The following is a 23,683-nucleotide window of genomic DNA, read 5'->3' as shown; positions in this document are numbered from 1 at the left end:
CCTCGTGCGGATCCGGACACCCGGAAAGGCCATCGTATCGACCCTGCGGCCGGAGCTCCCCCGGGGACGGTGAGACCTTTCACAACGCGGGACGGGCACCCGGCTGTTCCCGGGTGCCCGTCCTGTGTCTGCAGGTGTGCGTCCGCGTACGGTCCGCTACCGCGCGCGACGCTCAGATCGTGATCAGAGCCTCCAGCGGGGCACCTTCGAGCCCCTGCTCCAGCCGGGCCCGGCCCGCGAGGAAACCGAGCTCCATGAGGACCGCGACGCCCGCGACCTGGGCACCGGCCCTGCGGATCAGCTCCAGCGAGGCCTCGGCGGTGCCGCCGGTGGCGAGGACGTCGTCGATGACCATGATCCGGTCGTCGGGAGCGAGGTCCTCGGCGTGGATCTCGATCTCCGCGGTGCCGTACTCCAGCTCGTACGCCTGGCTGAGCGTGGCTCCGGGCAGCTTCCCGGCCTTGCGGACGGGTACGAAACCGAGCCCGGCCCGGACCGCGACCGGCGCGGCCAGGATGAAGCCGCGCGCCTCGAGACCGACGATCTTCGTGGCGCCGTGCCGGACGCACAGCTCCGCGAGGGAGTCGGTGAGAGCCGTGAACGCCACCGGGTCCGCGAGCAGCGGGGTGATGTCCTTGAACATCACGCCCGGCTTCGGGTAGTCCGCCACATCACGGATCCGGCTGAGCAGCAGTTCCCTGATGCTCTCGGTGGTGCTGGTCATCGGCGCTTCCCCGGAGTCCGGCCGTGACCCCTGGGCTGCTGGCGCTGACCGACCACCGCGGCGGTGGGTGCGGCGTCCACGGGGACGTCGTCGTCCTGCGACTGCTCGTCCTCGGCTGACTCGCCCTTGGCGGCGGCTGCCGCGCGCTTGGCGAGAATCCGCTTCTTCAGGGCCTTGATCTGCGGCTCGCGTTCCTTGAGGTCGGCGACCAGCGGGGTGGCGATGAAGATCGAGGAGTACGCACCGGCGGCGAGGCCGACGAAGAGCGACAGCGAGATGTCGTTCAGCATGCCGGCGCCGAGAACGCCACCACCGATGAACAGCAGACCGGCGACCGGCAGCAGCGCCACGACGGTGGTGTTGATGGAACGGACCAGCGTGCCGTTGATCGAGCGGTTGGCGATCTCGCTGTACGTCCAGCGGGTCTGCTTGGTGATCCCCTTCGTGCCCTCCTTGAGGCTGTCGAAGACGACGACCGTGTCGTACAGGGAGTAACCGAGGATGGTCAGCAGACCGATCACGGTACCCGGGGTGACCTCGAAGCCGACCAGGGCGTAGATACCCACCGTGATCGTGATGTCGTGGATCAGCGCGACCAGGGCCGCGATCGCCATCCGCCACTCGAACGCGATGGCCAGGTAGATCACCACGAGGATCATGAAGATGCCGAGGCCGGTCCAGGCCTTGTTGGCGATCTGCTCACCCCAGCTGGGGCCGACCAGGTCGGCGTTGATCTTCTCCTCGGGGACCTTGAGGTCCTTGGCGAGCTCCGTCTTGATCGCGTCCGACTTCGCCAGGTCGACTTCGGTGATCTGAATGCGCAGACCGCCGTTGCCGAGCTTCTGGACGATCGCCTGGTGTCCGGAGGCGGAGACCGCGGATTCCTCCGCCTGGGCGACCGTGGCGCTGGTCGACGGAGTTGTGAAGACCGCGCCGCCCTTGAACTCGATCCCCATGTTGAGGCCGCCGACCGCCAGGGCGACGACAGCCGTGATGGTGATCAGGATCGAGACGCCGTACCAGATCTTGCGCTTGCCGATGAAGTCGTAAGCGACCTCGCCGCGGTAGAGCCGGGAGCCGAGACTGCCGAGTCGCGACATCTCACGCCTCCTTCGGGTCGGTGGGGGCGTTGACACGACGCGTGCGGCGCAGCGGCGGCTTGGCGCCGAGCCGCTTCGGGTCCAGGCCGGACCACGGGTGACCGCCGGAGAAGAACTTCGTACGGGCCATCAGCGTCATGACGGGCTTGGTGAAGAGGAACACCACGACCACGTCGAGCAGGGTGGTGAGACCCAGCGTGAAGGCGAAGCCCTGGACCTTGCCGACGGTCACGATGAAGAGCACCGCGGCGGCGAGGAACGACACGAAGTCGGAGACCAGGATGGTGCGCCGGGCGCGCGGCCAGGCACGCTCGACGGCCGGACGCAGCGTGCGGCCGTCGCGGATCTCGTCCCGGATGCGTTCGAAGTACACGATGAACGAGTCCGCGGTGATACCGATCGCCACGATGGCACCACAGACCGCGGGGAGGTTCAGCGCGAAGCCGATGGCCGGGCCGAGCAGCGACATGAGCGTGTAGGTCAGGATGCCGGAGACCAGGAGGCTCAGGAGCGCGATGAGCGCAAGGCCGCGGTAATAGGCAACCAGGTAGATGACGACCAGGGCCAGACCGATCGCGCCGGCGATCAGGCCCGCCTGGAGCTGCTCACCGCCGAGCGCGGCGGTGACGGTGGTGACCGTGTCCTCGTCGAAGGACAGCGGGAGCGCACCGTACGACAGCACGTTCGCCAGGTCCTGGGCGGACTGCTGGGTGAAGCTGCCGGAGATCTCGGCGCTGCCGCTGAGAGTCTCGTTCACCTGGGGCGCGGAGACGACCTCGCCGTCGAGCGCGATGGCGAACTGGTTCATCGGCGACTGCTGCTGCGACAGCTTGGAGGTGATCTGCTGGAACTTCTTCGAGCCCTTGTCGGTGAAGTCCATCTGCACGATCCACATGCCGCGCTGCTGGTCGATCGTGGCCTTGGCGCTGTCCACGTCCGTACCGGAGACCTCGGCCGGGCCGAGGACGTACTTGGCGTCACCCTCGGAGCTGCACGCGATCGTGGTGTCGGTGGGCTTCGCGTTGGCACCGGCCTTCGCACGGCCTGCCTTGGTGGAGCAGTCCAGAGCGGCGAACCGCTTCTGGAGCTCGGCGGTGGCCGGGTCGACCGAGGCCGAAGGGCTCGCGGACGCCTTCGGCGTCCCGGAGGCGCTGGTGCTGGGGCTGGGCGACGTGTCCTTCTTCAGGGCGCCGGTGACCGCGCGGCCCTGGGTGGTGGCGCTGGCCGAGGGAGTGGCCTTCGAACCGGAGGCCGTCTCCTTGTCGCTGGGCGAGGCGCTCGGCTTGGCCGAACCGGATGCCGAAGGGCTGGCGGTGTCGGTGGGCGTGGCCTGGCCCGCGGTCACGGTGAGCACCGGCCGGAAGTAGAGCTGGGCGGTCGTACCGACCTGTTCCCGGGCCTGCTTCGAGTTCGTCCCCTTGGGGATGTTGACGATGATGTTGTCCCGGCCCTGGGTCTGGACCTCGGCCTCCGAGACACCCAGACCATTGACACGGCGTTCGATGATGCTGACCGCGGTGTCCATGTTGGTCGGGTTGATCGCGTCGGGCTTGCCGGGCTGGCTCTTCGCCTTGAGCGTGATCGACGTGCCGCCCGCCAGGTCGATACCCAGCCGAGGCGTGGTGTGACCGGACAAGAACATCCCGCCGGTGAGCGCGACCATGGCGATCAGGATCAGAGCCAGGGCACGCCCCGGCCTGCCCTGGCCGCCGGACGGCCCTCGGCCCTTCTTCGGTGCTGCCACCTTCTCGTTTCTCCCTGTCCAACCGCCCCGCGCCGGGTACGCGCCCGAGCGGCCACGAAGTGTTGTGGGGACCTGCCCCCGCAGAAGACCGCACGTTCCGGGGGATGCCGGACGCCGGTAGGCTCACAGCATCCCCCGAGTCATGCCCTACTTCGCGTCGGCCTCGCCGTCGGCCTTCTCATCGGCCTTGACGTCCTTCGGCTCGGCCTTCGGCTCGTCCTTCGGCTCGACGTCGTCGGCCTCGGCCTTCTTGCCCAGGTCGATCTTGGCCTTGTCCGAGGAGTCGTCGTCCGCGTCGGCCTCGACGGGCTCGTCGGCGCCGGCCGCCTCGGTCAGCGAGGAGGCGTCGTCCGGCACGATCGCGCCGTCGATGTCGTCGCCGTCACCGTGGACGATCCGGTTGTACTCCGCGTCGTCGAGGACGGCGCCGATGGAGTTCTTGGCGTAGATGGCGTGGACGCCGGGTGCGACCTCAAGGACAACCGTGTCGTCGTGCAGCTCCTTGACGGTGGCGTACATGCCCCCGATCGTCCGGACGCCGGTGCCGGGCTGCATCTCGTTGCGCATCTGCGCGGCGGCAGCCTGCTTCTTCTTGGCGGACCGGGTCATCAGGAACATGGCCCCGATGAGCACGATGAAGGGGAGGAGAGTCACGGGATTCACGGGACGAGTTTCCTTCGCACGACCGCGCTGGAAGGCGGCCTGATCTACGGGGGTGGGTACGCCGCCCTGTACGGACGGCATCGGCGGAGTCTAAGCGAGTCCGCATCGATGGAACAACGCCCAGCATGGCACCGTGGTTCCTGATCTGGGGCAACCTGTGACGCATCACGCCCCAAAAAGACCCTGTTGTCCTTTTCCGCCATGGGACGGGGGGACGAGACCCAGATGGGTCCAGGCCGCCGGGGTGGCGACCCGGCCCCTCGGCGTCCTGGCCAGCAGACCTTCCCGTACCAGGAAGGGCTCCGCGACCTCCTCGACCGTCTCGCGCTCCTCCCCCACGGCCACCGCGAGGGTGGACAGGCCGACCGGGCCGCCGCCGAAGAGCTTCAGCAGCGCTCCGAGCACCGCCCGGTCCAGCCGGTCCAGGCCCCTGGCGTCGACCTCGTACACCCTGAGGGCCGCGGCAGCGACGGTGCGGTCGATCCGGCCGTCCGCCTTGACCTGGGCGTAGTCACGGACGCGGCGCAGCAGACGGTTGGCGATACGGGGCGTGCCGCGGGAACGGCCGGCGATCTCGGCGGCGCCGTCGGCGTCTATCGCGACGTCGAGGAGGCGGGCCGAGCGGTGGATGACGCGTTCCAGTTCGGCGGGGGCGTAGAACTCCATGTGGCCGGTGAACCCGAAGCGGTCGCGCAGCGGTGGCGGCAGGAGTCCGGCCCGGGTGGTGGCACCGACCAGGGTGAAGGGCGGCAGCTCCAGCGGGATGGCGGTGGCGCCGGGGCCCTTGCCGACGATGACGTCGACCCGGAAGTCCTCCATGGCCATGTAGAGCATCTCTTCGGCGGGCCGTGACATGCGGTGGATCTCGTCGAGGAAGAGGACCTCGCCCTCCTGGAGGGAGGAAAGGATCGCGGCGAGGTCGCCCGCGTGCTGGATGGCCGGACCGGAAGTGATCCGGATCGGGGCGCCCATCTCGGCAGCGATGATCATGGAGAGGGTGGTCTTGCCGAGGCCGGGGGCACCGGAGAGCAGGACGTGGTCGGCGGTGGCGCCACGGGCCAGGGCCGCCTTCAGGACCAGGTCGAGCTGTTCGCGCACCTTCTCCTGGCCGACGAACTCGTCGAGGTCCTTCGGCCGCAGGGCGGCTTCGACCGCGGTGTCCTCGCCGTCCGCGCCTGCGTCGACGAGGCGCTCGTCGAGCCGCTCGTCGGTGTCGGGTCCGGTGTCGTCCCAGTTCATTCGGTCAGTCCCGCCTCGGGTGTTTCGGTGCCGGGCCGTGCGATGCCCGTGCGTCGGGGTGTCGCGTCCGGTCAGCGTGCGCGGTTGAGGGTCTGCAGGGCGGCGCGCAGCAGCTGCGGTACGGGCGGCTGGGCGCCCTCGGCGAGGGCGGCCTCGGCCTGCGGGGCAACGGCGGAGACCGCTTCGTCGGCCTCACGGCTCGCGTAGCCGAGGCCGATCAGGGCGGCATGCAGCTGGTCGCGCCAGGAGGAGGAGACGGCGGTGCCGATCCCCTGCCGGCCGATGTGGGCGCCGACGGGCTCGCCGAGCCTGTCCTTCAGCTCGAGAAGGAGTTTCTGCGCACCCTTCTTGCCGATGCCGGGGACAGCGGTGAGCGCCTTCTCGTCGCCGGAGGAGACGGCGAGGCGCAGGGCGTCCGGGCTGTGCACGGCCAGCATCGCCTGGGCGAGCCTCGGGCCGACGCCGCTGGCGGTCTGCAGCAGCTCGAAGACCTGCCGCTGGTCGTCGTCGGCGAAGCCGTAGAGCGTCAGCGAGTCCTCCCGCACGACGAGCGAGGTGGCCAGCCTGGCCTCCTGACCGATCCGCAGGTCGGCGAGGGTGTGGGGGCTGCACTGGACGGCCATGCCGATGCCACCGACCTCGATCACGGCCGTGGTCGGGGCGAGTGCGGCGACGGGGCCGCTGACGAAGGCGATCATCGGGGGACCTTCCGGACGGGAACTGCGGGGGTACGGGGAACGCGCGGGGTGCGGGCCGCCGCGGCGGCCGCATGCGCCTGCTGGAGGCGGTTGACGGCCGGGGCCCGCCATATGTGGCAGATGGCCAGGGCCAGCGCGTCGGCGGCGTCGGCCGGCTTCGGCGGGGCGTCGAGCCTCAGCAGCCGGGTGACCATCGCGCCGACCTGCGCCTTGTCGGCGCGACCGCTGCCGGTGACGGCGGCCTTGACCTCACTGGGGGTGTGCAGGGCGACGGGGATGCCGCGGCGGGAGGCGCAGAGCATGGCGACCGCGCTGGCCTGCGCGGTGCCCATCACCGTACGCACGTTGTGCTGGCTGAACACCCGCTCCACGGCGACGAATTCGGGACGGTGCTCGTCGAGCCACTCCTCGATGCCTCGCTCGATGGCGACCAGTCGGTGGCCGAGCTCCGCATCGGCCGGGGTGCGCACGACGCCGACCCCGAGCATCGTCAGCGGGCGGCCCGCGACGCCTTCGACGACGCCGACGCCGCACCGGGTCAGCCCCGGGTCCACGCCCAGTACCCGCATGAAGCGCCCCCTCTGCCGATCGGTCAACTGTTCCCGCAGGCTATCGGCTCGCACTGACAATGCGACGGGCCGACGGGGTGTGTCCCCGCCGGCCCGTGCTGAAGGCTGTGCTGAGTGCGCCTCAGGCGTCGACCTTCTCCATGACCTCGTCCGAGACGTCGAAGTTGGCGAAGACGTTCTGCACGTCGTCGCTGTCCTCCAGCGCGTCGATCAGCTTGAAGATCTTGCGTGCGCCTTCCTCGTCCAGCTCGACCTGCATGGTGGGCAGGAAGTTGGCCTCGGCGGAGTCGTAGTCGATGCCGGCCTGCTGGAGCGCGGTACGGACCGCGACCATGTCCGTGGCCTCGCTGACGACCTCGTAGGACTCACCGAGGTCGTTGACCTCCTCGGCGCCCGCGTCGAGCACCGCACCGAGGACGTCGTCCTCGGTCAGCTCGCCCTTGGGGACGATGACGACGCCCTTGCGGTTGAACAGGTACGAGACCGAACCCGGGTCGGCCATCGAACCACCGTTGCGGGTCATCGCGACCCGCACGTCGGAGGCAGCACGGTTGCGGTTGTCGGTGAGGCACTCGATGAGCACCGCGACACCGTTCGGGCCGTAACCCTCGTACATGATCGTCTGGTAGTCGACGCCGCCCGCTTCGAGACCGCCACCGCGCTTGACCGCGGAGTCGATGTTCTTGTTCGGGACGGAGCTCTTCTTGGCCTTCTGGATCGCATCGACGAGGGTCGGGTTGCCCTCGGGGTCCACACCGCCGGTGCGGGCCGCGACCTCGATGTTCTTGATCAGCTTCGCGAAGAGCTTGCCGCGCTTGGCGTCAATCACGGCCTTCTTGTGCTTCGTCGTAGCCCATTTAGAGTGGCCGGACATCTGCCTGTCTCCTTCGCGTCACCAATTTCTTAACGAACCCGAGAGATCCTACCGGGATCGAGTCAGCGGACTGCGCGCACCATGTCGACGAAGAGCGCGTGAACTCGGTGGTCCCCGGTCAGTTCCGGGTGAAATGACGTCGCCAGGGCGTTTCCCTGCCGTACGGCGACGATGTGACCACCGTGCTCGGCCACGACCTGGGCCTGTGCGCCGACCGACTCCACCCAGGGGGCCCGGATGAAGACGCCTTCGACCGGACCGCCGTCGATTCCGGTGACCTCGACGGCCGCCTCGAAGGACTCGTTCTGCCGCCCGAAGGCGTTACGGCGCACGATCATGTCGATGCCGCCGATGGTCTCCTGGCCCGAGCGCGGGTCGAGGATCTTGTCCGCCAGCAGGATCATTCCCGCGCAGGTGCCGTAGACCGGCATTCCGGCGCGTACCCGCTCGCGCAGCGGCTCCAGCATGCCGAACAGGACGGCCAGCTTGGACATGGTGGTGGACTCACCGCCGGGTATGACAAGACCGTCGACCTCGGCGAGTTCCTCGGGGCGCCGGATCGGCCTGGCCAGGGCATCGGCCGAGGCCAGGGCGATCAGGTGCTCCCGTACGTCGCCCTGAAGAGCCAGGACTCCGATCACAGGGGTGTCGCTCATCAGTGACTACCAGCCGCGGTTGGCGTAGCGCTCGGTCTCGGGCAGCGTGTCGCAGTTGATGCCGACCATGGCCTCACCCAGGTTGCGGGAGGCATCCGCGATGATCTTCGGGTCGTCGTAGAAGGTGGTGGCCTTCACGATGGCGGCGGCGCGCTTGGCCGGGTCGCCGGACTTGAAGATGCCGGAGCCGACGAAGACGCCCTCGGCACCGAGCTGGCGCATCAGCGCGGCGTCGGCCGGGGTGGCCACGCCACCCGCGGAGAACAGGACGACGGGCAGCTTGCCGAGCTCGGCGACCTCCTTGACCAGCTCGTACGGGGCGCGGAGCTCCTTGGCTGCGGCGTACAGCTCGTTGTTGTCGTAGCCGCGCAGCCGGGCGATCTCGTTCTTGATCTGGCGCAGGTGGCGGACCGCCTCGACGACGTTGCCGGTGCCGGCCTCGCCCTTCGAGCGGATCATGGCCGCACCCTCGGCGATGCGGCGCAGCGCCTCGCCCAGGTTGGTGGCGCCGCAGACGAACGGCGTGGTGAAAGCGAACTTGTCGCTGTGGTTGACCTCGTCGGCCGGGGTGAGGACCTCGGACTCGTCGATGTAGTCGACGCCGAGGGACTGCAGGACCTGGGCCTCGACGAAGTGGCCGATGCGGGACTTCGCCATCACCGGGATGGAGACGGCCTCGATGATCTCTTCGATCATGTTCGGGTCGGACATCCGGGCCACGCCGCCGTCCTTGCGGATGTCGGCGGGCACCCGCTCGAGTGCCATGACGGCCACGGCGCCCGCGTCCTCGGCGATCTTCGCCTGCTCGGCGTTGACGACGTCCATGATCACGCCGCCCTTGAGCTGCTCGGCCATGCCGCGCTTGACGCGCGCGGTGCCGGTCGCCGGGGAGTCGGTGGACTGCGGGGTGGTGGGAAGCGTGGACACGGATCGACCTCACTCGGAGAAAAAGATGCTGATGGTGCTCGTTGGTGCTCTGCTCAGCAAACTCCTCGGAACCAGTCCACAGCAAGGGCCAATGGCAGGCCGGTGGATCGTTCTGGCGGCGTACGGCCGTCTACGGGGTGAACGGCACACCTTGCACCGAGCAGGAGCGGGGGGCCTCTCGGCACGAGTGGTGATCCTGTGCGCCACGTACAGGCCCTCCGTGCGGGAGATGAGGGCCCGGTGGCGGCCGTTCTCCCGTCAGCTGACCGGGCGGTCCGCCAGCGCGACCGGCGGCTCGTCGTCCATCTCGAAGGCCAAGGGGAACGGTGCGTGTCCGGCCAGCCGGAACCAGCGCACCGTGCGGTGCCTGCGCAGCGCACGCGCCGCGCGCACCGCGTCGTTGTGGAACCGCCGCGCCATCGGGACCCGTCGCACGGCCGCGGCCAGCTCCGACGCGGCCTCCTCGCCGCCGGGGATCTCCTTCACGGCCTCCACCTGGGCCGGCTCGCCGAACACCGCCCGCAGCGCGGTGCTGAGCTCGCTCTCCGCGACCTCGCGGTGCTCCTCCTCCGACTGCCGGGCCGCGTGCGCGGCCTCGTACAGCACGATGGACGCGGCCGGGTCGAGGACACCCGACGTGGCCAGTTCCTGGGTGACCGAGGCACGGCGCAGCAGTTGTGCGTCGAGGGCGGCGCGGGCGGCGTCGATCCGCGTGTGCAGCCGGTCCAGCCGTCCGGCGGTCCAGCTGAGGTACAGGCCGATCGCGACGATCGCGACGGCGATCCAGATGAGGGTTTCGGTCACGGGCCGCAAGGCTACCGTCGGCCGCGCGCGTCCCCGCCCTCCGGCCCGCACCCCTGCCCGGGAAGCAGCCCCGGACCCTGGCCCTCGATCGCGCCGGTCGGGCCCGGGACGGACGGCCCCGAGATGCCCGGACATGCGGTCCACCGCCCCGGGCCGGACCGCACGAAGCCCGGACGGACCTGGGCCGGCCGGCCCGGAACAGGAGCGTCAGGCCTCAGGGTCGGGCCAGCCCGAACCGGGCCCGCAGGCCCGTGCGTTCGTCCGTCGCCACCGATGCGGCCCCGTCCGTCACCGTCTCGTACACCGCGAGGATGTCCGCCGCCACCGTCGACCAGTCGAACCGCCGCACATGCGCGCTGCCCCGATGGCTCAGCTCCGCGCGCCGCTCAGGATCGCCGAGCAGCCGGATCGCCGCCGCCGCCAGCGCGTCCGCGTCCTCGTTGGCGAACAGCTCGCCCGCCGCGCCCAGGTCCAGTACCTGGGCGAACGCATCCAGATCGCTGGCGAGGACCGGTGCACCCGCCGACATCGCCTCGACCAGAATGATCCCGAAGCTCTCGCCGCCCGTGTTGGGGGCCACGTACACGTCGACACTGCGCAGCAGCCTTGCCTTGTCCTCGTCGCTCACCATGCCGAGGAATTCGACGCGCTCGCGCATCTCCTCGGGCAGCGAGGCGACGGCCTCCTCCTCGTCACCCCGGCCCGCCACCAGCAGCCTGGTGTCCGGGCGGGCTGCGAGGATCGCGGGCAGTGCCCTCATCAGGACTGGCAGGCCCTTGCGCGGCTCGTCGATGCGCCCGATGAAGCCGATCGTCCCGCCCTGCCATTCGGGCTTGGGCTCGGCCTTGTCGAAGAAGCCGACGTCGACCCCGTTCGGAATGACCACCGCGTCACCGCCGAGGTGCTCGACCAGGGTCCGGCGCGCGTACTCGCTCACCGCGATGCGCGCGCTGATCTTCTCCAGCGCGGGCTGCAGGATCGGGTAGGCGGCGATCATCGCCCGGGAGCGCGGGTTGGAGGTGTGGAACGTGGCGACGATCGGCCCCTGCGCGGCCCAGCAGGTGAGCAGCCCCAGCGACGGCGAGGTCGGCTCATGGATGTGGATCACGTCGAAGGTGCCGTCGTGCAGCCAGCGGCGCACCCGCGCAGCGGAGAGGAATCCGAAGTTCAGCCGGGCGACGGAGCCGTTGTACGGGACGGGTACGGCCCGGCCCGCGGACACCACGTACGGCGGCAGCGGCGTCTCGTCGTCGGCGGGGGCCAGCACCGACACCTGGTGACCGAGGCGGATCAGGTGCTCGGCCAGGTCGCGGATATGGAACTGCACGCCGCCCGGTACGTCCCAGGAGTACGGGCAGACGATGCCGATCTTCACGACTGCTCCTCCCTGGGTTCGAGGTCGGCGAGCCAGAGCCGCTGCAGCATGTGCCAGTCCTCCGGGTGCTCCGCGATTCCGGTGGCGAAGGCATCGGCCAGCGCCTGTGTCATCACAGACGTCTTCTCGGTACGCGTACCTGACTCGGGCACCTCGACGGCCGGGTGGATCCGTGCCTTCATCACCGGAGTCCCGTCGTACCGGAGGGTCACGGGCAGCAGCAGCGCACCGGTCTGCTGGGCCAGCAGCGCGGGGCCGGCGGGCATCCGTGCCGTGTCGCCGAAGAACGTCACCTCGACACCGGATGCGGACAGATCGCGGTCGGAGACCAGACAGACCAGGCCGCCGTCGCGCAGGCGCCGTGCCAGGGTGCCGAAGGCGGATCCGCCGGTGTGCGGCAGGACCTCCATGCCGAGCCCCTCGCGGTAGGCGACGAACCGGTCGTACAGGGATTCGGGCTTCAGCCGCTCGGCGACCGTGGTGAACGGCACCTTCATATCGGTGGTGACCCAGGCCCCTGCCAGATCCCAGTTGGCCAGGTGAGGCAGGGCAAGGATCACACCGCGTCCGGCGTCGAGACCGTCGGTCAGCCGGCGGGCGTCCGAGACGTCTATGCCGGCCTTGATCCGCTCCGGACTCCACGTCGGCAGGCGGAACGACTCCATCCAGTAGCGCATGTACGAGCGCATCCCGGCCCTGGAGAGCTCGGCCAGGCGGGCCGGGCTCGCGTCCGGCACCACCCTCGCCAGGTTCGACTCCAGCCGCAGCACACTCTTGCCGCGCCGCTTCCACACCTGGTCGGCGAGGGCACGGAAGAGGGCCTGCGCGACCGGTTCGGGGAGCTTCTTCACCGCGCCCCAGCCGAGCCCGTACAGACCGTCGGTCAGCCGATCCTTCAGCCCTGGCTTCGACTCCCCCTGGGTGCCGCTCACTGGGCGGCCTCGCTCCCCCGGTCCGCCGCCGCGGCGGCCGCGTCGGCCTCCGCGGACTCGCGGCGCACGGTCACCACCCGCTGCACGAGCGTCACCAGACTGCCGATGGCGACGATCCACAGCGCGATCGGCAGCAGGATGTCGATCCCCGGCACACCGAACTTGTGGAGCCCGGCCAGCCCGGCCGCCACCAGCGAGATCACCAGCCGCTCGGCACGCTCGACCAGACCGTTGACCGCGACCGGCAGGCCGATCGATTCGCCGCGGGCCTTCGTGTACGAGACCACCTGGCCGCTGGCCAGGCAGAAGATCGCCACCGCGCACAGCACGTTGTCGTCGCCGTTGCCCGCGTACCAGAGCGCGAACCCGCCGAAGATCGCCCCGTCGGCGACCCGGTCCAGCGTCGAGTCCAGGAACGCGCCCCAGCGGCTGGAGATACCGGCCTGCCGGGCCATGTTCCCGTCTACGAGGTCGGAGAAGACGAAGATCGTGATGACGATCGTGCCCCAGAAGAACTCGCCCATGGGGAAGAAGACCAGCGCACCTGCCATCACTCCGGCCGTACCGATGAGCGTGACCGCGTCAGGGCTCACGCCGAGACGGAGCAGCAGTGCGGCGAACGGTGTGAGGACACGCGTAAAAAATGCACGCGCGTACTTGTTCAGCATGGCCTTCCCGAGGGGTCGGTGGGCCGTGCGGCCCCTTCGGCCACCGGCTGGCCCATCGTAGTCACCCGTGCAGGGGTCCAACCTCCGGGCACCCGTCCAGGTGCGTCGGCGTACGACGTATGGACGCAAGCCGACCGGAGTGGAAAGCTCGAATTACCGCGGGCGTCGCCGAAGCCGCCGCGGCGGCTCCCCAGTGCCCGCGCCCCTCATCTCCCCTCAACGCGCCAGGCAAGCTCCCCGCACAGCGCACTCCACCGGGAGGCACATCATGGGCGACAAGGCACACGCACACACCGGGGCCGCCGGCAGAGCAGCAACGGCCGACCGGCCCTCCTCCATACGGAATGTGGTGCTGGTCGGCCACAGCGGCTCAGGCAAGACCACCCTCGTCGAAGCCCTCGCACAGACCGCCGGAGCGGTCAACCGGGCCGGCCGGGTCGAAGACGGCGGGACGATCTCCGACTACGACGAGATCGAACACCGCCAGCAACGCTCAGTACAGCTCTCCGTGGTCCCCGTCGAATGGGGCGGGTGCAAGATCAATCTGTTGGACACCCCCGGATACGCCGACTTCGTCGGGGAACTCAGGGCCGGTCTGCGGGCAGCGGACGCGGCCCTCTTCGTTGTCTCCGCGGCCCAGGAGGCCGACGCAGTGGTGGGCACCACACGCGCCGTATGGGAGGAGTGCGCCGCCGTCGGCATGCCGCGCGCGATCGTCGTCACCCACCTCGACACCGCGCGCACCTCCTTCGACGGGATGACCCGGGTCTGCGGAGAGATCTTCGGCGGCGACGACCCCGATGCCGTGCTGCCGCTCTATCTTCCGGTGCTGGGCGCCGAGGGCCCGGACGGGCACGCCCCGCTGACCGGACTCACCGGACTCCTCTCGCAGCGGATCTTCGACTACTCCAGCGGCGAGCGGAAGGCGACCCCGCCCGCCGACGACCAGCAGACACCGCTCCAGGACGCCCGCAGCCGGCTGATCGAAGGGATCATCGCCGAGAGCGAGGACGAGACCCTGATGGACCGCTACCTCGGCGGCGAGGACATCGACATCAAGACCCTCATCGACGACCTTGAGCGCGCCGTCGCCCGCGGCACCTTCCACCCCGTCCTCACCGCGGCACCGGCCACCGACGGCGCCCGCCAGGGCATCGGCACCGTCGAACTCCTCGACCTGATCACGGGCGGCTTCCCGACCCCGCTGGAGCGCCCGCTGCCCGCCGTCACCACCCCGCAGGGCGCCCTGCGCCCCGCCCCGGCCTGCGATCCCCAAGGACCACTGGTCGCCGAGGTGGTCAAGACGGCCTCCGACCCGTATGTCGGACGCGTCTCACTCGTCCGCGTCTTCTCCGGCACCCTGCGCCCCGACGAAACCGTCCATGTCCTCGGCCACGGCCTCACCGATCCCGGCCACGAACCCCGTCCCTTCCACGACGCGGAGGTCCGGGTCGGCGCGCTCACCGCCCCCTTCGGCAAGCAGCAGCGCGCCCTGACCAGCTGCATCGCCGGAGATCTGGCCTGCGTCGCCAAACTGGGCAGCGCCGAGACCGGGGACACCCTCTCGGCCCCGGAGGATCCGCTGCTGATGGAGCCCTGGACCATGCCCGATCCACTGCTGCCCCTCGCCATCGAGGCACACAGCAAGGCGGACGACGACAAGCTCTCCCAAGGTCTCGCACGGCTCGTCGCCGAGGACCCGACCATGCGCCTCGAACAGAACCAGGACACGCATCAGGTGGTCCTGTGGTGCCTCGGCGAAGCCCATCAGGACGTGGCCCTGGACCGGCTGCGCACCCGGTACGGGGTCCAGGTCGACGCCGTACCGCACCGGGTGCCCCTGCGCGAGACGTTCGCCGGCCCGTCGACCGGCCGCGGCCGGCACGTCAAGCAGTCCGGCGGCCACGGCCAGTACGCCATCTGCGAGATCGACGTGGAGCCGCTGCCCCCCGGTTCGGGCATCGAATTCGTCGACAAGGTGGTCGGCGGCGCGGTACCGCGCCAGTTCATCCCGTCCGTGGAGAAGGGGGTACGCGCCCAGGCAGCCCGCGGAGTGGCGGCCGGCCATCCCCTGGTCGACGTCCGGATCACCCTGCGGGACGGGAAGGCGCACTCCGTGGACTCGTCCGACGCCGCGTTCCAGGCGGCAGGCGCACTGGCGCTGCGGGAGGCGGCCGCGGACGCCCGTATCCAGCTCCTCGAACCCGTCTCCGAGGTCCAGGTCCTGATCCCCGACGACTACGTGGGGCCGGTGATGAGCGATCTGTCGGGGCGGCGCGGGCGGGTGGTCGGCACCGAGCAGTCGGGGCCGGGACGCACCCTCGTACGGGCCGAAGTGCCGGAGGTGGAGATCGGCCGGTACGCGGTCGACCTGCGCTCGCTGTCACACGGTACCGGCCGGTTCGACCGGTCGTACGCCCGGCACGAGGCGATGCCCCCGCAGCTCGCGGACCGCATCCGCGAAGAGCAGGAAAACGCCCCAAACGGCACATAGTTGACAGCGCTGCCCGTCCTTGTCCACAAGGACGGGCAGCGCATTGATCCGGACGATACGCTGTGATCCCAGCTCAGAAGGTGTGCCGGGCGCGGCAGTTGGGAAGGCCGCAGGAGCAGATCCTTGGTGGCAAGTGGGGGCGACAGTGGCCAACGACGGATTCGATTTCTCTCCCGGAGCGCAGGTCCCGCTCCAGGGTGCGGCCGGACAGGCGGTGGCGACGAACGCCCTGGCCTCCGCCGCGTACCGCGACAGCCCGGTGGAAGACATCCTCAAGGCCGACAGCGAGTGGCACAAGTCCAAGATCGACGAGGGTCGCTCCAAGCTCTTCAAGAGCAAATACTTCGCCCCCAACCTCGGCGAGGCCTTCTCCCGCGCCGTGCAGGAACGCATGCTGGGCGGCGCCCGCAAGGCCCTCATCCAGTCCTTCGGCACCGACCCGCAGACCGTCGTCGAGCACTGCCTGTCCGCGACCCGGCTCCGCAAGGCCCGGGACACCAAACTGACCCTGGTCACCGTGGTGTTCGGCTTCCTCTTCCTGCCCGGACTGCTCCTGTGGGTGCTTGCGTTCCGCCTCCGCGACGGCCTGGGCGCCACCAAGGACAAGGCACTCAGCGCCCTCGGTATCGCCCTGCTCCCCGTGATCGGCATCGCGGCCCTGTTCTTCCTGATCAAACTGCCGGTCACCGGACTCCTCGCGCTGTACCTGCGCGCGATGATCGTCGCCCCCGTCATCGGCTGGCTGATCGCCAAACGGATCGCCGAGACGTCGGCCAAGGACATGCGCGCCCGCTGGGAAGGGCTGCTCTCCGGCGGCGGTGTCATCGCCAAGATCCCCGAGGCCGTACCGAAGAATCCGAACGAGACCTCCCGCGAGGCGCTCCGCCAGGGCCTGGAGAAGCTGGCGGCCGAGCAGCAGTCCAACTCCGTCTTCTACGCCGGCCCCAAGGGCATCCTCGGCATGGGAACCCGCTGGGGCAGCTGGCAGCTCGCCGAGGAGCTCGTCTCCAAGGATCCCGGCAAGGAATTCCACCAGTTCCGCAGCTGGGACCTCATTCGCGTCATCCACGACCAGCTCAAGATGCTGGAACGCGGCCCGCTGCACACCGGCGGCTTCCCCAAGCCGTCGGTCACGCACTGGATCGTCTCGCCCGTCGGCGAGAACGCCGACGAGGTCACCCGCCCGGCCGGCGAGGACGTCGCCACCTTCCAGATCAAGCCGCACGAGATACAGCGGATCTGCAACCACCAGCAGTTCGGCAGCGGCGACCGGCACTACCTGGGCGTCCAGTTCACCCTCTGGGACGGCCAGCTGGTGATCACCATGATGATCACTGTCACGGTGCTCCACGAAACGCTGCGGATCGAGGTCACCGGGCACGCCCTGGGCCCCGTCCACTCGCTCTTCACGAGCAAGCCGAAAGCCAAGGAGAAGACGGTCAACAAGACGGTCAGGTTCTGGGAGACCCGCAAGGTGATGCTCCCGCTGGTGGAGTCCAAGGAGGTCGTCCGCCTGGCCCTGCGTGCCCCCTTCACCTGGTACCCGCCGCTGCTCGACCACCTGGGCGGCAAGATCACCCTCCCGGAGCCGTTCGGCCTGCGCCACGCCTGGGCCGAGAAGCCGTGGCGCCACCGCTTCATGGCGGACGACGCGATCCGCGCCGCCACCCCCGTCCTGCGGGCCGTGCACAGCGCGGCGCTCCGCGTCCTCGACGAGAACGGCGTCAACACGGAGCGCTTCGACAACCGCTCCATGATTCTCAGCGGATTCGTGCAGGATCCGATGCCGAAGAAGGCCGACGTGTACGACGCATAGCGACGCAGTCGATACGCGTGTGGGGCGCCCCGGACCACTCGGGGGCGCCCCACATTCGTACCGCTCGACTCAGGCCGCGGGCCAGGCGTCGGCCAGCATCTTCCGGGTGTCGGCCAGCAGCTGCGGCAGCACCTTCGTATGACCCACCACCGGCATGAAGTTCGTGTCGCCACCCCAGCGCGGTACCAGGTGCTGATGCAGATGGGCAGCGATGCCCGCGCCCGCCACCGCTCCCTGGTTCATCCCGATGTTGAAGCCGTGCGCCCCCGAGGCCGTCCGCAGCGCCGACATGGCGCGCTTGGTGAAGTCGGCCAGCTCAAGCGTCTCCGGACCGTCCAGCTCCGTGTAGTCGGCGACATGCCGGTACGGCACCACCATGAGGTGGCCGCCGTTGTACGGATACAGGTTGAGCACGGCATAGACCTTCTCGCCGCGCGCCACGACGAGTCCGTCCTCGTCCGACTTCGCCGGGATCGCACAGAACGGACAGCCGTCGCCGGCCTCCGGGCCGGTCGGCTTGTTCTCACCCTGGATGTACGCCATCCGGTGAGGCGTCCACAGGCGCTGGAACGCGTCGGGCGTTCCCACTCCGATCTGCTGCTCCGGCTCAGTCGTCATGCCGATCAGCATATTGCTTCACTCCCGCCGCGCGTGTCGCCGGGGCCGCACAGGTCGGCGGACGGCGATGCTGAGGCGATGAGCGCCCAGCCCACGGACTCCACCCCTCTGCGGTTCAGCCGCTGGGAGCAGCGCACGGAAGTACCGCTCTTCGTCGCCTCGCTGGTCTTCCTGCTCGGGTACGCGGGCCGGGTCCTCGCCCCCCACGACGCCGAGCCCTGGCGCAACCTCTCCCTGGCCCTGGTCTGGTTCACCTGGCTGCTCTTCGCGGTGGACTTCGTCGTACGGATCCGGCTCAGCGGCCAGGGCCTGCGGTTCCTGCGCACCCACTGGCTGGACACGGTGGTGCTGGTGCTCCCGCTGCTGCGGCCGTTGCGTGTGATCCGGCTCTACACGGCGGTCCAGCGGCGAAGGGAGCAGCCACGACTGAGTCTGTATGCCCGGGTGATCACCTACGCCGGACTCACCGCACTGCTGCTCGGCTTCTCGGCCGCGCTGGCCGTGTACCACCAGGAGCACGATGCTCCGGGCGCCACGATCCGTACATTCGGCGACGCGGTGTGGTGGGCGTGCGAAACGCTCACGACAGTGGGGTACGGCGACACGGTCCCGGTCACGGCGGGCGGCCGGACCGTCGCGGCGGGGCTGATGGTCTGCGGTCTGGCGCTGCTGGGGGCAGTGACGGGTTCGTTCTCGTCATGGCTGGTGCAGGTGTTCACCCGGGAGGACGAGAAGGGGCCCACGCGGAGCGGCTAGCGCTGCGTGGGCCCCTCGAGTCTCCCGGCGGTCAGACCTGGACGCGGTCCTCGACGGCCTTCTGGATCTTGGCGATGGCCTCGTCGACCAGGATGCCGTTCTCCTGCGATCCGTCGCGGTAGCGGAAGGAGACGGCGCCGTTGGCCATGTCCTCGTCACCCGCGATGATCATGAAGGGCACCTTGGCCTTCTGCTGGTTGCGGATCTTCTTCTGCATGCGGTCGGACGAGGCGTCCACCTCGACCCGCAGCCCCTTCTTCCTGGCCGCCGCCGCGAACTCCTGGAGGTACGGGATGTGCGCGTCGCCGATCGGGATGCCGACCGCCTGCACCGGGGCCAGCCACACCGGGAACGCACCCGCGTAGTGCTCGAGCAGCACGGCGAAGAACCGCTCGATGGAGCCGAACAGGGCGCGGTGGATCATGACCGGGCGCTGCTTGGTCCCGTCCGGGCCGGTGTACTCCAGGTCGAAGCGCTCCGGCAGGTTGAAGTCGAGCTGCACGGTCGACATCTGCCAGGTGCGGCCGATGGCGTCCTTGCACTGGACCGAGATCTTCGGGCCGTAGAACGCGGCGCCGCCCGGGTCGGGAACCAGGGGCAGGCCCTGCTTCTCGGCCACCTGGCGCAGCGTCTCGGTGGCCTCGTCCCAGATCTCGTCCGAGCCGACGAACTTCTCCGGATCCTTGGTGGAGAGCTCCAGGTAGAAGTCGGTCAGACCGTAGTCGCGCAGCAGGTTCAGGACGAAGGTGAGCGTCTTGTCGAGCTCCTCCGCCATCTGCTCCTTGGTGCAGTAGATGTGCGCGTCGTCCTGCGTGAAACCACGCGAGCGGGTCAGGCCGTGCACCACACCCGACTTCTCGTAGCGGTACACCGTGCCGAACTCGAAGAGACGCAGCGGCAGTTCACGGTAGGAGCGGCCGCGCGCGTCGAAGATCAGGTTGTGCATGGGGCAGTTCATCGGCTTGAGGTAGTAGTCCACCCCGTCGTCGAGCTGCATGGGCGGGTACATGCCTTCGGCGTACCAGTCCAGGTGGCCGGACTTCTCGAAGAGCTTGCCCTTGGTGGCGTGCGGCGAGTAGACGAACTCGTAGCCCTCCTCCTCGTGCCGCTTGCGCGAGTAGTCCTCCATGGCCCGGCGGACGATGCCGCCCTTGGGGTGGAAGACGGCGAGGCCGGGGCCGATCTCGTCGGGGAAGGAGAACAGGTCCAGCTCGTTGCCGAGCTTGCGGTGGTCGCGCTTGGCGGCCTCCTCCAGGAACTCCAGATGCGCCTTGAGCTCGTCCTTGGTGGGCCAGGCGGTGCCGTAGATGCGCTGGAGCATCGGGTTCTTCTCGCTGCCCCGCCAGTACGCCGCGGCGTTCCGCATCAGCTTGAACGCCGGGATGTTCCGGGTGGTCGGCAGGTGCGGACCACGGCAGAGGTCCTTCCAGCACAGGTCACCGGTCTTGGCGTCCAGGTTGTCGTAGATGGTCAGCTCGCCGCCGCCCACCTCGACATCGGCGCCGTCGTCCGTGGAGGCGGCACCCTTGATGCCGATGAGCTCCAGCTTGTACGGCTCGTCGGCCAGCTCCTCGCGGGCGGCCTCGTCGGTGACGACCCGGCGGGAGAACCGCTGTCCCCGCTTCTGGATCTCCTGCATCTTCTTCTCGATGGCCTTGAGGTCCTCGGGCGTGAACGGCTTCTCGACGTCGAAGTCGTAGTAGAAGCCGTCCTTGACCGGCGGGCCGATGCCGAGCTTGGCCTCGGGGAAGAGCTCCTGCACGGCCTGCGCCATGACGTGCGCGGTGGAGTGCCGGAGGATGTTCAGGCCGTCCTCCGAGGAGATCTCGACGGGCTCGACGACCTCGCCGTCGGCGACGACGTACGCGAGGTCCTTCAGCTCACCGGCGACCCGGGCGGCGACGACGGTGCGCTCGCCGGGGAAGAGCTCGGCAGCCGTAGTGCCCGTCGTCACCACGCGCTCTTCCCGCTCGGAATCGCGTTGGATGATCACACGGACGTCTGACACCGGTCTCTCCTGACTGAAGGGGGGTGCGCGCCCTGTTCCACTGCGCACGCAAGACGAATCGTACCGAGCCGATGGCCCCCTTAGCGAAAGGGTTCGCTCCGGCCGCCCGCCCGCCCGGCACGGTGCGCCTATTCGCCCGTGCAGGCCTCCTCGAAGAAGTCGAGGTTCTCCTGGAGCGATTTCATCAGCCGGTCCCGTTCCGCCTCGTCGACCTGTACGGGTACCACCTGCGAGGCCCGCGTCAGCCGCCGGAAGCCGTCCCGGCTCTCCAGCCGCCCCTCCACCCGGATCGGCAGCCCGACGAGATGGGCGTGACCGGCGATCCGGTACGCCTCCTCGTCGAGCTCCAGCCGTACGTGCGGGACCTCGGCGCCCGCCAGGACCCGCAGCCGTACGATTCCGGCGCCGCGCGGTCCCGAGCGGCGCATCCGGACAACGGCCCCCGTGATTTGTACGTTGACGGCGGGTTCGTCCTCGATGTAGCGGGCACCGGCCAGCCGCAGGGCAGGCAGGTCGCCGGGTGAGAACTCGACCGGTTCGGGGCGGGCCGGGCAGCCTTCGGGGGTGCCCGCGGCGGGCGCCCAGGCGAGGGAGATCCTCGTCCCCTCCGAGCCGCGGACCAGGGCGATGACGGCCTGGGTCAGCTCCCGGCTGACACCGGCTTCGACAGCGCCGTCGAAGGCCTCCATGCCCCCGGTGGCGCGCTGGAAGTCGATGGCCTCGCGGGTCGCGTGCAGGGCGTGGTAGAGCCGTACGGAGACGGCGCGGCCCGGTTCGACGGGGAGATACGCGGTGAGATCGCGGCCACCCGGCGCAGGTCCGACGAGGATGCCTTCGAGCGAGGCGAGGGCCCTGCGGCGGTGGCGTGCGCCGTGGAAGCCGGTGCGCCCCCGCACGGCGAGCGCCCCGGCGAGAAGGATCTGCCGGGCCGCGGCACGCAGCTGTTCGGCGCCGCTCCAGCTGGCCGCTCCGGCGGCGCCCGCCGCCCCGAGCGCACCGTCGGGGACATCGCGCCACCAGCGGACCTCGTCGCTGGGCACGGCGAGGGAGACCAGAACGTCACGGGCCGAGGGTGCGGCGCTTCGGGCGAGCGCGGTGAGTGCCTCGGCGAGGAGGTCCTCGCTGTCGGGGAAGGCCGTGGTGTCGGGTACCAGCAGACTCGTACCGCCGCCGGAGGGTGCCACGGTTCCCGGCGGGGTCCATCGGCTGTACCGTCCGGCCGACCCGCCGCGGCGACGCCAGCCGTGCCGGTCCAGCAGGGCGCCGAGGACCGCGGGGTCGACGCGGGCGGGATCGGGGATGTCCCCGACGGGCGGCAGCGCGGTGGGCCAGTGGCTCACCGTCTCGCTGGGGTGTGGTCGCGTGCCCGACGGCATCGCTGCGTCGACGGGCTCGTCCATCGGCCGGTGCATCAGGGTCTCCCTCCCGCCCCGACCCGCGTCATGATCTCGCAGAGCGCGCGGTCGTCGAATATGCGCGTGGTCGGGATCCGCACAGTGGTCCTGTGCCGGCCTGTCACCGCGTGGCCGGCCAGGTTGGTCCAGTAGCAGCAGTGCCGCAGGTCGAGCCGGTCGTGTCCGGCCCGCAGCCAGTCGTCCTGGCTGCGGGGCACAACCATCACGACCAGGATCTTGTGCACCGACACGGGCGTCCGGGCGAGCTTCACGAGGTGGGCGTTGTCCAGCGTGAAGGCGAACGTCGGTCCGGCCGGGTGCGGTGGTATCTGATAGGTGCATTTCAGCTGCACCTTTATGGTCACCTCGTCGTCGACGAGGTGACCGGGGGCGCCGTGGCTGACATGCCAGTCGATGCCGTTGTCGGGGAAGGGCTGCGACAGGGAGCACCCCGCCGCGGCCGCGACCGCGTGCAAGTAGCCCACCTGGAGGGTCTCCATGCAGGCGGTGGTGGCGAGTGTGCCGCGCAGCGGAGCGATCTGCTGGGGCAACAGCCCTCCCCCGTAGCCTTCGGCACGGGAGGGGCCCCCTGATTCGGGCTGCGCGAGCGCCATGGCTCCGTATGCCTTCCGGGCTGTGCCGTTCGGTTCGTTCGGTTGGTGAGTACTCGGGGCAACTTCCTCGCCCGTCACCTGTGTTGTCACCGCACGGAGCGGTCCGCAAACGGCGTATCAGGCAAAGGGCCCGGGTATCACCGAATCGGGCAGGGGAATCACGCCATCTGCCGGTCGGGCACGAGGAGTTCGGGGATGACTCACTGGTATGAGGGGCCACTGGCCGCTTTTGACACCGAGACAACAGGAGTGGACGTCGAGGAGGACCGCATCGTTTCGGCGGCCCTGGTCGTCCAGGACACGGCGGGCGGGCGCATGCGCGTGACCCGCTGGCTGGTGAATCCGGGGGTGCCGGTGCCCGTGGGGGCCACCGAGATCCACGGTCTGACCGACGATCACCTTCAGCGCAACGGCCGGTGGCCTGCGCCGGTGGTGGAGGAGATAGCCCGGGCGCTCGCCGAGCAGTGCGCGGCCGGGCGGCCTCTCGTCGTGATGAACGCGCCGTTCGATCTGACGCTGCTGGACCGGGAGCTGAAGCGGCACCGGGCGTCGTCGCTGGCCGGGTACCTGGAGAACACGCCGCTGTGCGTACTGGATCCGCGGGTCCTCGACAAGCATCTGGACCGCTACCGCAAGGGCCGGCGCACGCTCACCGACCTCTGTGCGCAGTACGAGGTGGTGCTGGACGGCGCCCATGATGCGGCCGCCGATGCGGCGGCGTCGCTGGAGCTGGTGCGGGCGGTGGGGCGGCGCTTCTCGTCGCGTCTGGAGCGATTGTCCCCGTCGGAGCTGCATGCGTTGCAGGCGGTGTGGCATGCGGCGCAGGCGCGCGGGCTGCAGGCGTGGTTCGCGAAGAGCGGTACGCCGGAGGCGGTGGACCCGGCCTGGCCGCTGCGTCCGGAACTGCCGGCGGCGGCATGATCGCGGGCCTGCGGAAGCCGGTCCCATGATCGTGATCCGGACGTGCAGAGGCCGGTCCGTCGATGACGCAGACGGACCGGCCTCTCCCG

Annotated in this window: 22 protein-coding genes; 4 read left to right on the top strand and 18 right to left on the bottom strand. The window is 69.8% G+C overall.

Annotated elements, in window-relative coordinates; genetic code table 11:
* Positions 1–172 precede the first annotated feature (172 nt).
* From OHB49_RS34075 to pgsA, 14 genes are all read right to left on the bottom strand, one after another.
* On the bottom strand, positions 173–724 hold the full coding sequence (locus OHB49_RS34075) for an adenine phosphoribosyltransferase (RefSeq protein ID WP_030968737.1): 552 nt from the start codon (positions 722–724) through the stop codon (positions 173–175).
* Positions 721–1,824 carry a protein translocase subunit SecF gene (secF, locus tag OHB49_RS34070; protein WP_030968736.1) on the bottom strand — a complete coding sequence of 368 codons (1,104 nt, stop codon included), beginning with the start codon at positions 1,822–1,824 and terminating at the stop codon, positions 721–723. Before secF ends, OHB49_RS34075 begins: the two co-directional genes overlap by 4 nt.
* A gap of 1 nt (position 1,825) precedes the next feature.
* Positions 1,826–3,568, bottom strand: coding sequence for a protein translocase subunit SecD (gene secD, locus OHB49_RS34065; RefSeq protein ID WP_329164769.1), 1,743 nt, complete (start codon positions 3,566–3,568; stop codon positions 1,826–1,828).
* Between the two features lie 147 nt (positions 3,569–3,715).
* Positions 3,716–4,231 carry a preprotein translocase subunit YajC gene (yajC, locus tag OHB49_RS34060; RefSeq protein ID WP_329164767.1) on the bottom strand — a complete coding sequence of 172 codons (516 nt, stop codon included), beginning with the start codon at positions 4,229–4,231 and terminating at the stop codon, positions 3,716–3,718.
* Between the two features lie 165 nt (positions 4,232–4,396).
* Positions 4,397–5,470 carry a Holliday junction branch migration DNA helicase RuvB gene (gene ruvB, locus OHB49_RS34055; protein ID WP_329164766.1) on the bottom strand — a complete coding sequence of 358 codons (1,074 nt, stop codon included), beginning with the start codon at positions 5,468–5,470 and terminating at the stop codon, positions 4,397–4,399.
* Between the two features lie 71 nt (positions 5,471–5,541).
* Positions 5,542–6,168: a Holliday junction branch migration protein RuvA gene (ruvA, locus tag OHB49_RS34050; protein WP_030968728.1), complete on the bottom strand. Its 627-nt coding sequence runs from the start codon at positions 6,166–6,168 to the stop codon at positions 5,542–5,544.
* The gene (gene ruvC, locus OHB49_RS34045; RefSeq protein WP_030918815.1) at positions 6,165–6,737 is read right to left on the bottom strand and encodes a crossover junction endodeoxyribonuclease RuvC; all 573 of its coding nucleotides are present in this window, start codon (positions 6,735–6,737) and stop codon (positions 6,165–6,167) included. Before ruvC ends, ruvA begins: the two co-directional genes overlap by 4 nt.
* 121 nt (positions 6,738–6,858) lie before the next feature.
* On the bottom strand, positions 6,859–7,611 hold the full coding sequence (locus tag OHB49_RS34040) for a YebC/PmpR family DNA-binding transcriptional regulator (RefSeq protein ID WP_030918812.1): 753 nt from the start codon (positions 7,609–7,611) through the stop codon (positions 6,859–6,861).
* Positions 7,612–7,673: 62 nt separating this feature from the next.
* Positions 7,674–8,267, bottom strand: a complete 594-nt coding sequence (pdxT, locus tag OHB49_RS34035) for a pyridoxal 5'-phosphate synthase glutaminase subunit PdxT (protein ID WP_329164764.1) — start codon at positions 8,265–8,267, stop codon at positions 7,674–7,676.
* Between the two features lie 6 nt (positions 8,268–8,273).
* Positions 8,274–9,194 (bottom strand): pyridoxal 5'-phosphate synthase lyase subunit PdxS, encoded by a 921-nt coding sequence (gene pdxS, locus OHB49_RS34030; RefSeq protein ID WP_030968722.1) that lies wholly within the window; start codon positions 9,192–9,194, stop codon positions 8,274–8,276.
* A 258-nt stretch (positions 9,195–9,452) separates the two neighbouring features.
* Positions 9,453–9,998: a hypothetical protein gene (locus OHB49_RS34025; RefSeq protein ID WP_030968720.1), complete on the bottom strand. Its 546-nt coding sequence runs from the start codon at positions 9,996–9,998 to the stop codon at positions 9,453–9,455.
* A gap of 214 nt (positions 9,999–10,212) precedes the next feature.
* Complete coding sequence (locus OHB49_RS34020) at positions 10,213–11,373, bottom strand: glycosyltransferase family 4 protein (RefSeq protein ID WP_329164762.1); 1,161 nt, start codon at positions 11,371–11,373, stop codon at positions 10,213–10,215.
* Positions 11,370–12,305, bottom strand: coding sequence for a phosphatidylinositol mannoside acyltransferase (locus OHB49_RS34015; protein WP_329164761.1), 936 nt, complete (start codon positions 12,303–12,305; stop codon positions 11,370–11,372). Before OHB49_RS34015 ends, OHB49_RS34020 begins: the two co-directional genes overlap by 4 nt.
* The gene (gene pgsA / locus OHB49_RS34010; RefSeq protein WP_030968704.1) at positions 12,302–12,973 is read right to left on the bottom strand and encodes a phosphatidylinositol phosphate synthase; all 672 of its coding nucleotides are present in this window, start codon (positions 12,971–12,973) and stop codon (positions 12,302–12,304) included. The genes OHB49_RS34015 and pgsA overlap by 4 nt, the downstream gene beginning before the upstream one ends.
* Positions 12,974–13,241: 268 nt before the next feature.
* On the opposite strand from pgsA, the gene OHB49_RS34005 reads away from it, so the two are divergent.
* Both OHB49_RS34005 and OHB49_RS34000 read left to right on the top strand, forming a co-directional pair.
* Entirely contained in the window at positions 13,242–15,467 is a 2,226-nt protein-coding gene (locus tag OHB49_RS34005; protein WP_329164760.1) for an elongation factor G-like protein EF-G2, read from the top strand.
* A 145-nt stretch (positions 15,468–15,612) separates the two neighbouring features.
* A complete protein-coding gene (locus OHB49_RS34000; protein WP_329164759.1) occupies positions 15,613–17,283 on the top strand; it encodes a hypothetical protein in 1,671 nt (556 codons plus the stop codon).
* Between the two features lie 69 nt (positions 17,284–17,352).
* Here OHB49_RS34000 and OHB49_RS33995 read toward each other — a convergent pair whose 3' ends face one another.
* Positions 17,353–17,913, bottom strand: a complete 561-nt coding sequence (locus OHB49_RS33995) for an HIT family protein (RefSeq protein ID WP_267006182.1) — start codon at positions 17,911–17,913, stop codon at positions 17,353–17,355.
* 66 nt (positions 17,914–17,979) lie between these two features.
* Between OHB49_RS33995 and OHB49_RS33990 the strand changes: the two genes are divergently transcribed.
* Entirely contained in the window at positions 17,980–18,657 is a 678-nt protein-coding gene (locus OHB49_RS33990) for a potassium channel family protein (protein WP_329164758.1), read from the top strand.
* A gap of 31 nt (positions 18,658–18,688) precedes the next feature.
* Here the strand turns inward: OHB49_RS33990 and thrS are convergent, their stop codons facing one another.
* The 3 genes from thrS to OHB49_RS33975 all read right to left on the bottom strand — a co-directional run bounded on the left by thrS (position 18,689) and on the right by OHB49_RS33975 (position 22,673).
* The gene (thrS, locus tag OHB49_RS33985; protein WP_329164757.1) at positions 18,689–20,665 is read right to left on the bottom strand and encodes a threonine--tRNA ligase; all 1,977 of its coding nucleotides are present in this window, start codon (positions 20,663–20,665) and stop codon (positions 18,689–18,691) included.
* A gap of 128 nt (positions 20,666–20,793) precedes the next feature.
* Positions 20,794–22,077 carry a hypothetical protein gene (locus OHB49_RS33980; RefSeq protein ID WP_329164756.1) on the bottom strand — a complete coding sequence of 428 codons (1,284 nt, stop codon included), beginning with the start codon at positions 22,075–22,077 and terminating at the stop codon, positions 20,794–20,796.
* Entirely contained in the window at positions 22,077–22,673 is a 597-nt protein-coding gene (locus OHB49_RS33975; protein ID WP_030968692.1) for a DUF4365 domain-containing protein, read from the bottom strand. Before OHB49_RS33975 ends, OHB49_RS33980 begins: the two co-directional genes overlap by 1 nt.
* Positions 22,674–22,868: 195 nt before the next feature.
* Between OHB49_RS33975 and OHB49_RS33970 the strand changes: the two genes are divergently transcribed.
* On the top strand, positions 22,869–23,594 hold the full coding sequence (locus OHB49_RS33970; protein ID WP_030968691.1) for a 3'-5' exonuclease: 726 nt from the start codon (positions 22,869–22,871) through the stop codon (positions 23,592–23,594).
* Positions 23,595–23,683: the final 89 nt, after the last annotated feature.

The sequence above is a fragment of the Streptomyces sp. NBC_01717 genome (assembly GCF_036248255.1).
Classification (GTDB): domain Bacteria; phylum Actinomycetota; class Actinomycetes; order Streptomycetales; family Streptomycetaceae; genus Streptomyces.
The sequence above is the reverse complement of the archived record's forward strand: the minus strand, read 5'-3'. Positions and strand labels throughout refer to the sequence as shown.

Coding starts and splice junctions, on each gene's coding strand:
- ruvB (WP_329164766.1), bottom strand. CDS start 5,470: ATGAACTGGGACGACACCGGACCCGACACCGACGAGCGGCTCGACGAG.
- OHB49_RS33990 (WP_329164758.1), top strand. CDS start 17,980: ATGAGCGCCCAGCCCACGGACTCCACCCCTCTGCGGTTCAGCCGCTGG.
- OHB49_RS34005 (WP_329164760.1), top strand. CDS start 13,242: ATGGGCGACAAGGCACACGCACACACCGGGGCCGCCGGCAGAGCAGCA.
- secF (WP_030968736.1), bottom strand. CDS start 1,824: ATGTCGCGACTCGGCAGTCTCGGCTCCCGGCTCTACCGCGGCGAGGTC.
- OHB49_RS34040 (WP_030918812.1), bottom strand. CDS start 7,611: ATGTCCGGCCACTCTAAATGGGCTACGACGAAGCACAAGAAGGCCGTG.
- OHB49_RS33970 (WP_030968691.1), top strand. CDS start 22,869: ATGACTCACTGGTATGAGGGGCCACTGGCCGCTTTTGACACCGAGACA.
- pdxT (WP_329164764.1), bottom strand. CDS start 8,267: ATGAGCGACACCCCTGTGATCGGAGTCCTGGCTCTTCAGGGCGACGTA.
- OHB49_RS33995 (WP_267006182.1), bottom strand. CDS start 17,913: ATGCTGATCGGCATGACGACTGAGCCGGAGCAGCAGATCGGAGTGGGA.
- OHB49_RS33975 (WP_030968692.1), bottom strand. CDS start 22,673: ATGGCGCTCGCGCAGCCCGAATCAGGGGGCCCCTCCCGTGCCGAAGGC.
- ruvC (WP_030918815.1), bottom strand. CDS start 6,737: ATGCGGGTACTGGGCGTGGACCCGGGGCTGACCCGGTGCGGCGTCGGC.
- OHB49_RS34075 (WP_030968737.1), bottom strand. CDS start 724: ATGACCAGCACCACCGAGAGCATCAGGGAACTGCTGCTCAGCCGGATC.
- OHB49_RS33980 (WP_329164756.1), bottom strand. CDS start 22,077: ATGCACCGGCCGATGGACGAGCCCGTCGACGCAGCGATGCCGTCGGGC.
- ruvA (WP_030968728.1), bottom strand. CDS start 6,168: ATGATCGCCTTCGTCAGCGGCCCCGTCGCCGCACTCGCCCCGACCACG.
- pgsA (WP_030968704.1), bottom strand. CDS start 12,973: ATGCTGAACAAGTACGCGCGTGCATTTTTTACGCGTGTCCTCACACCG.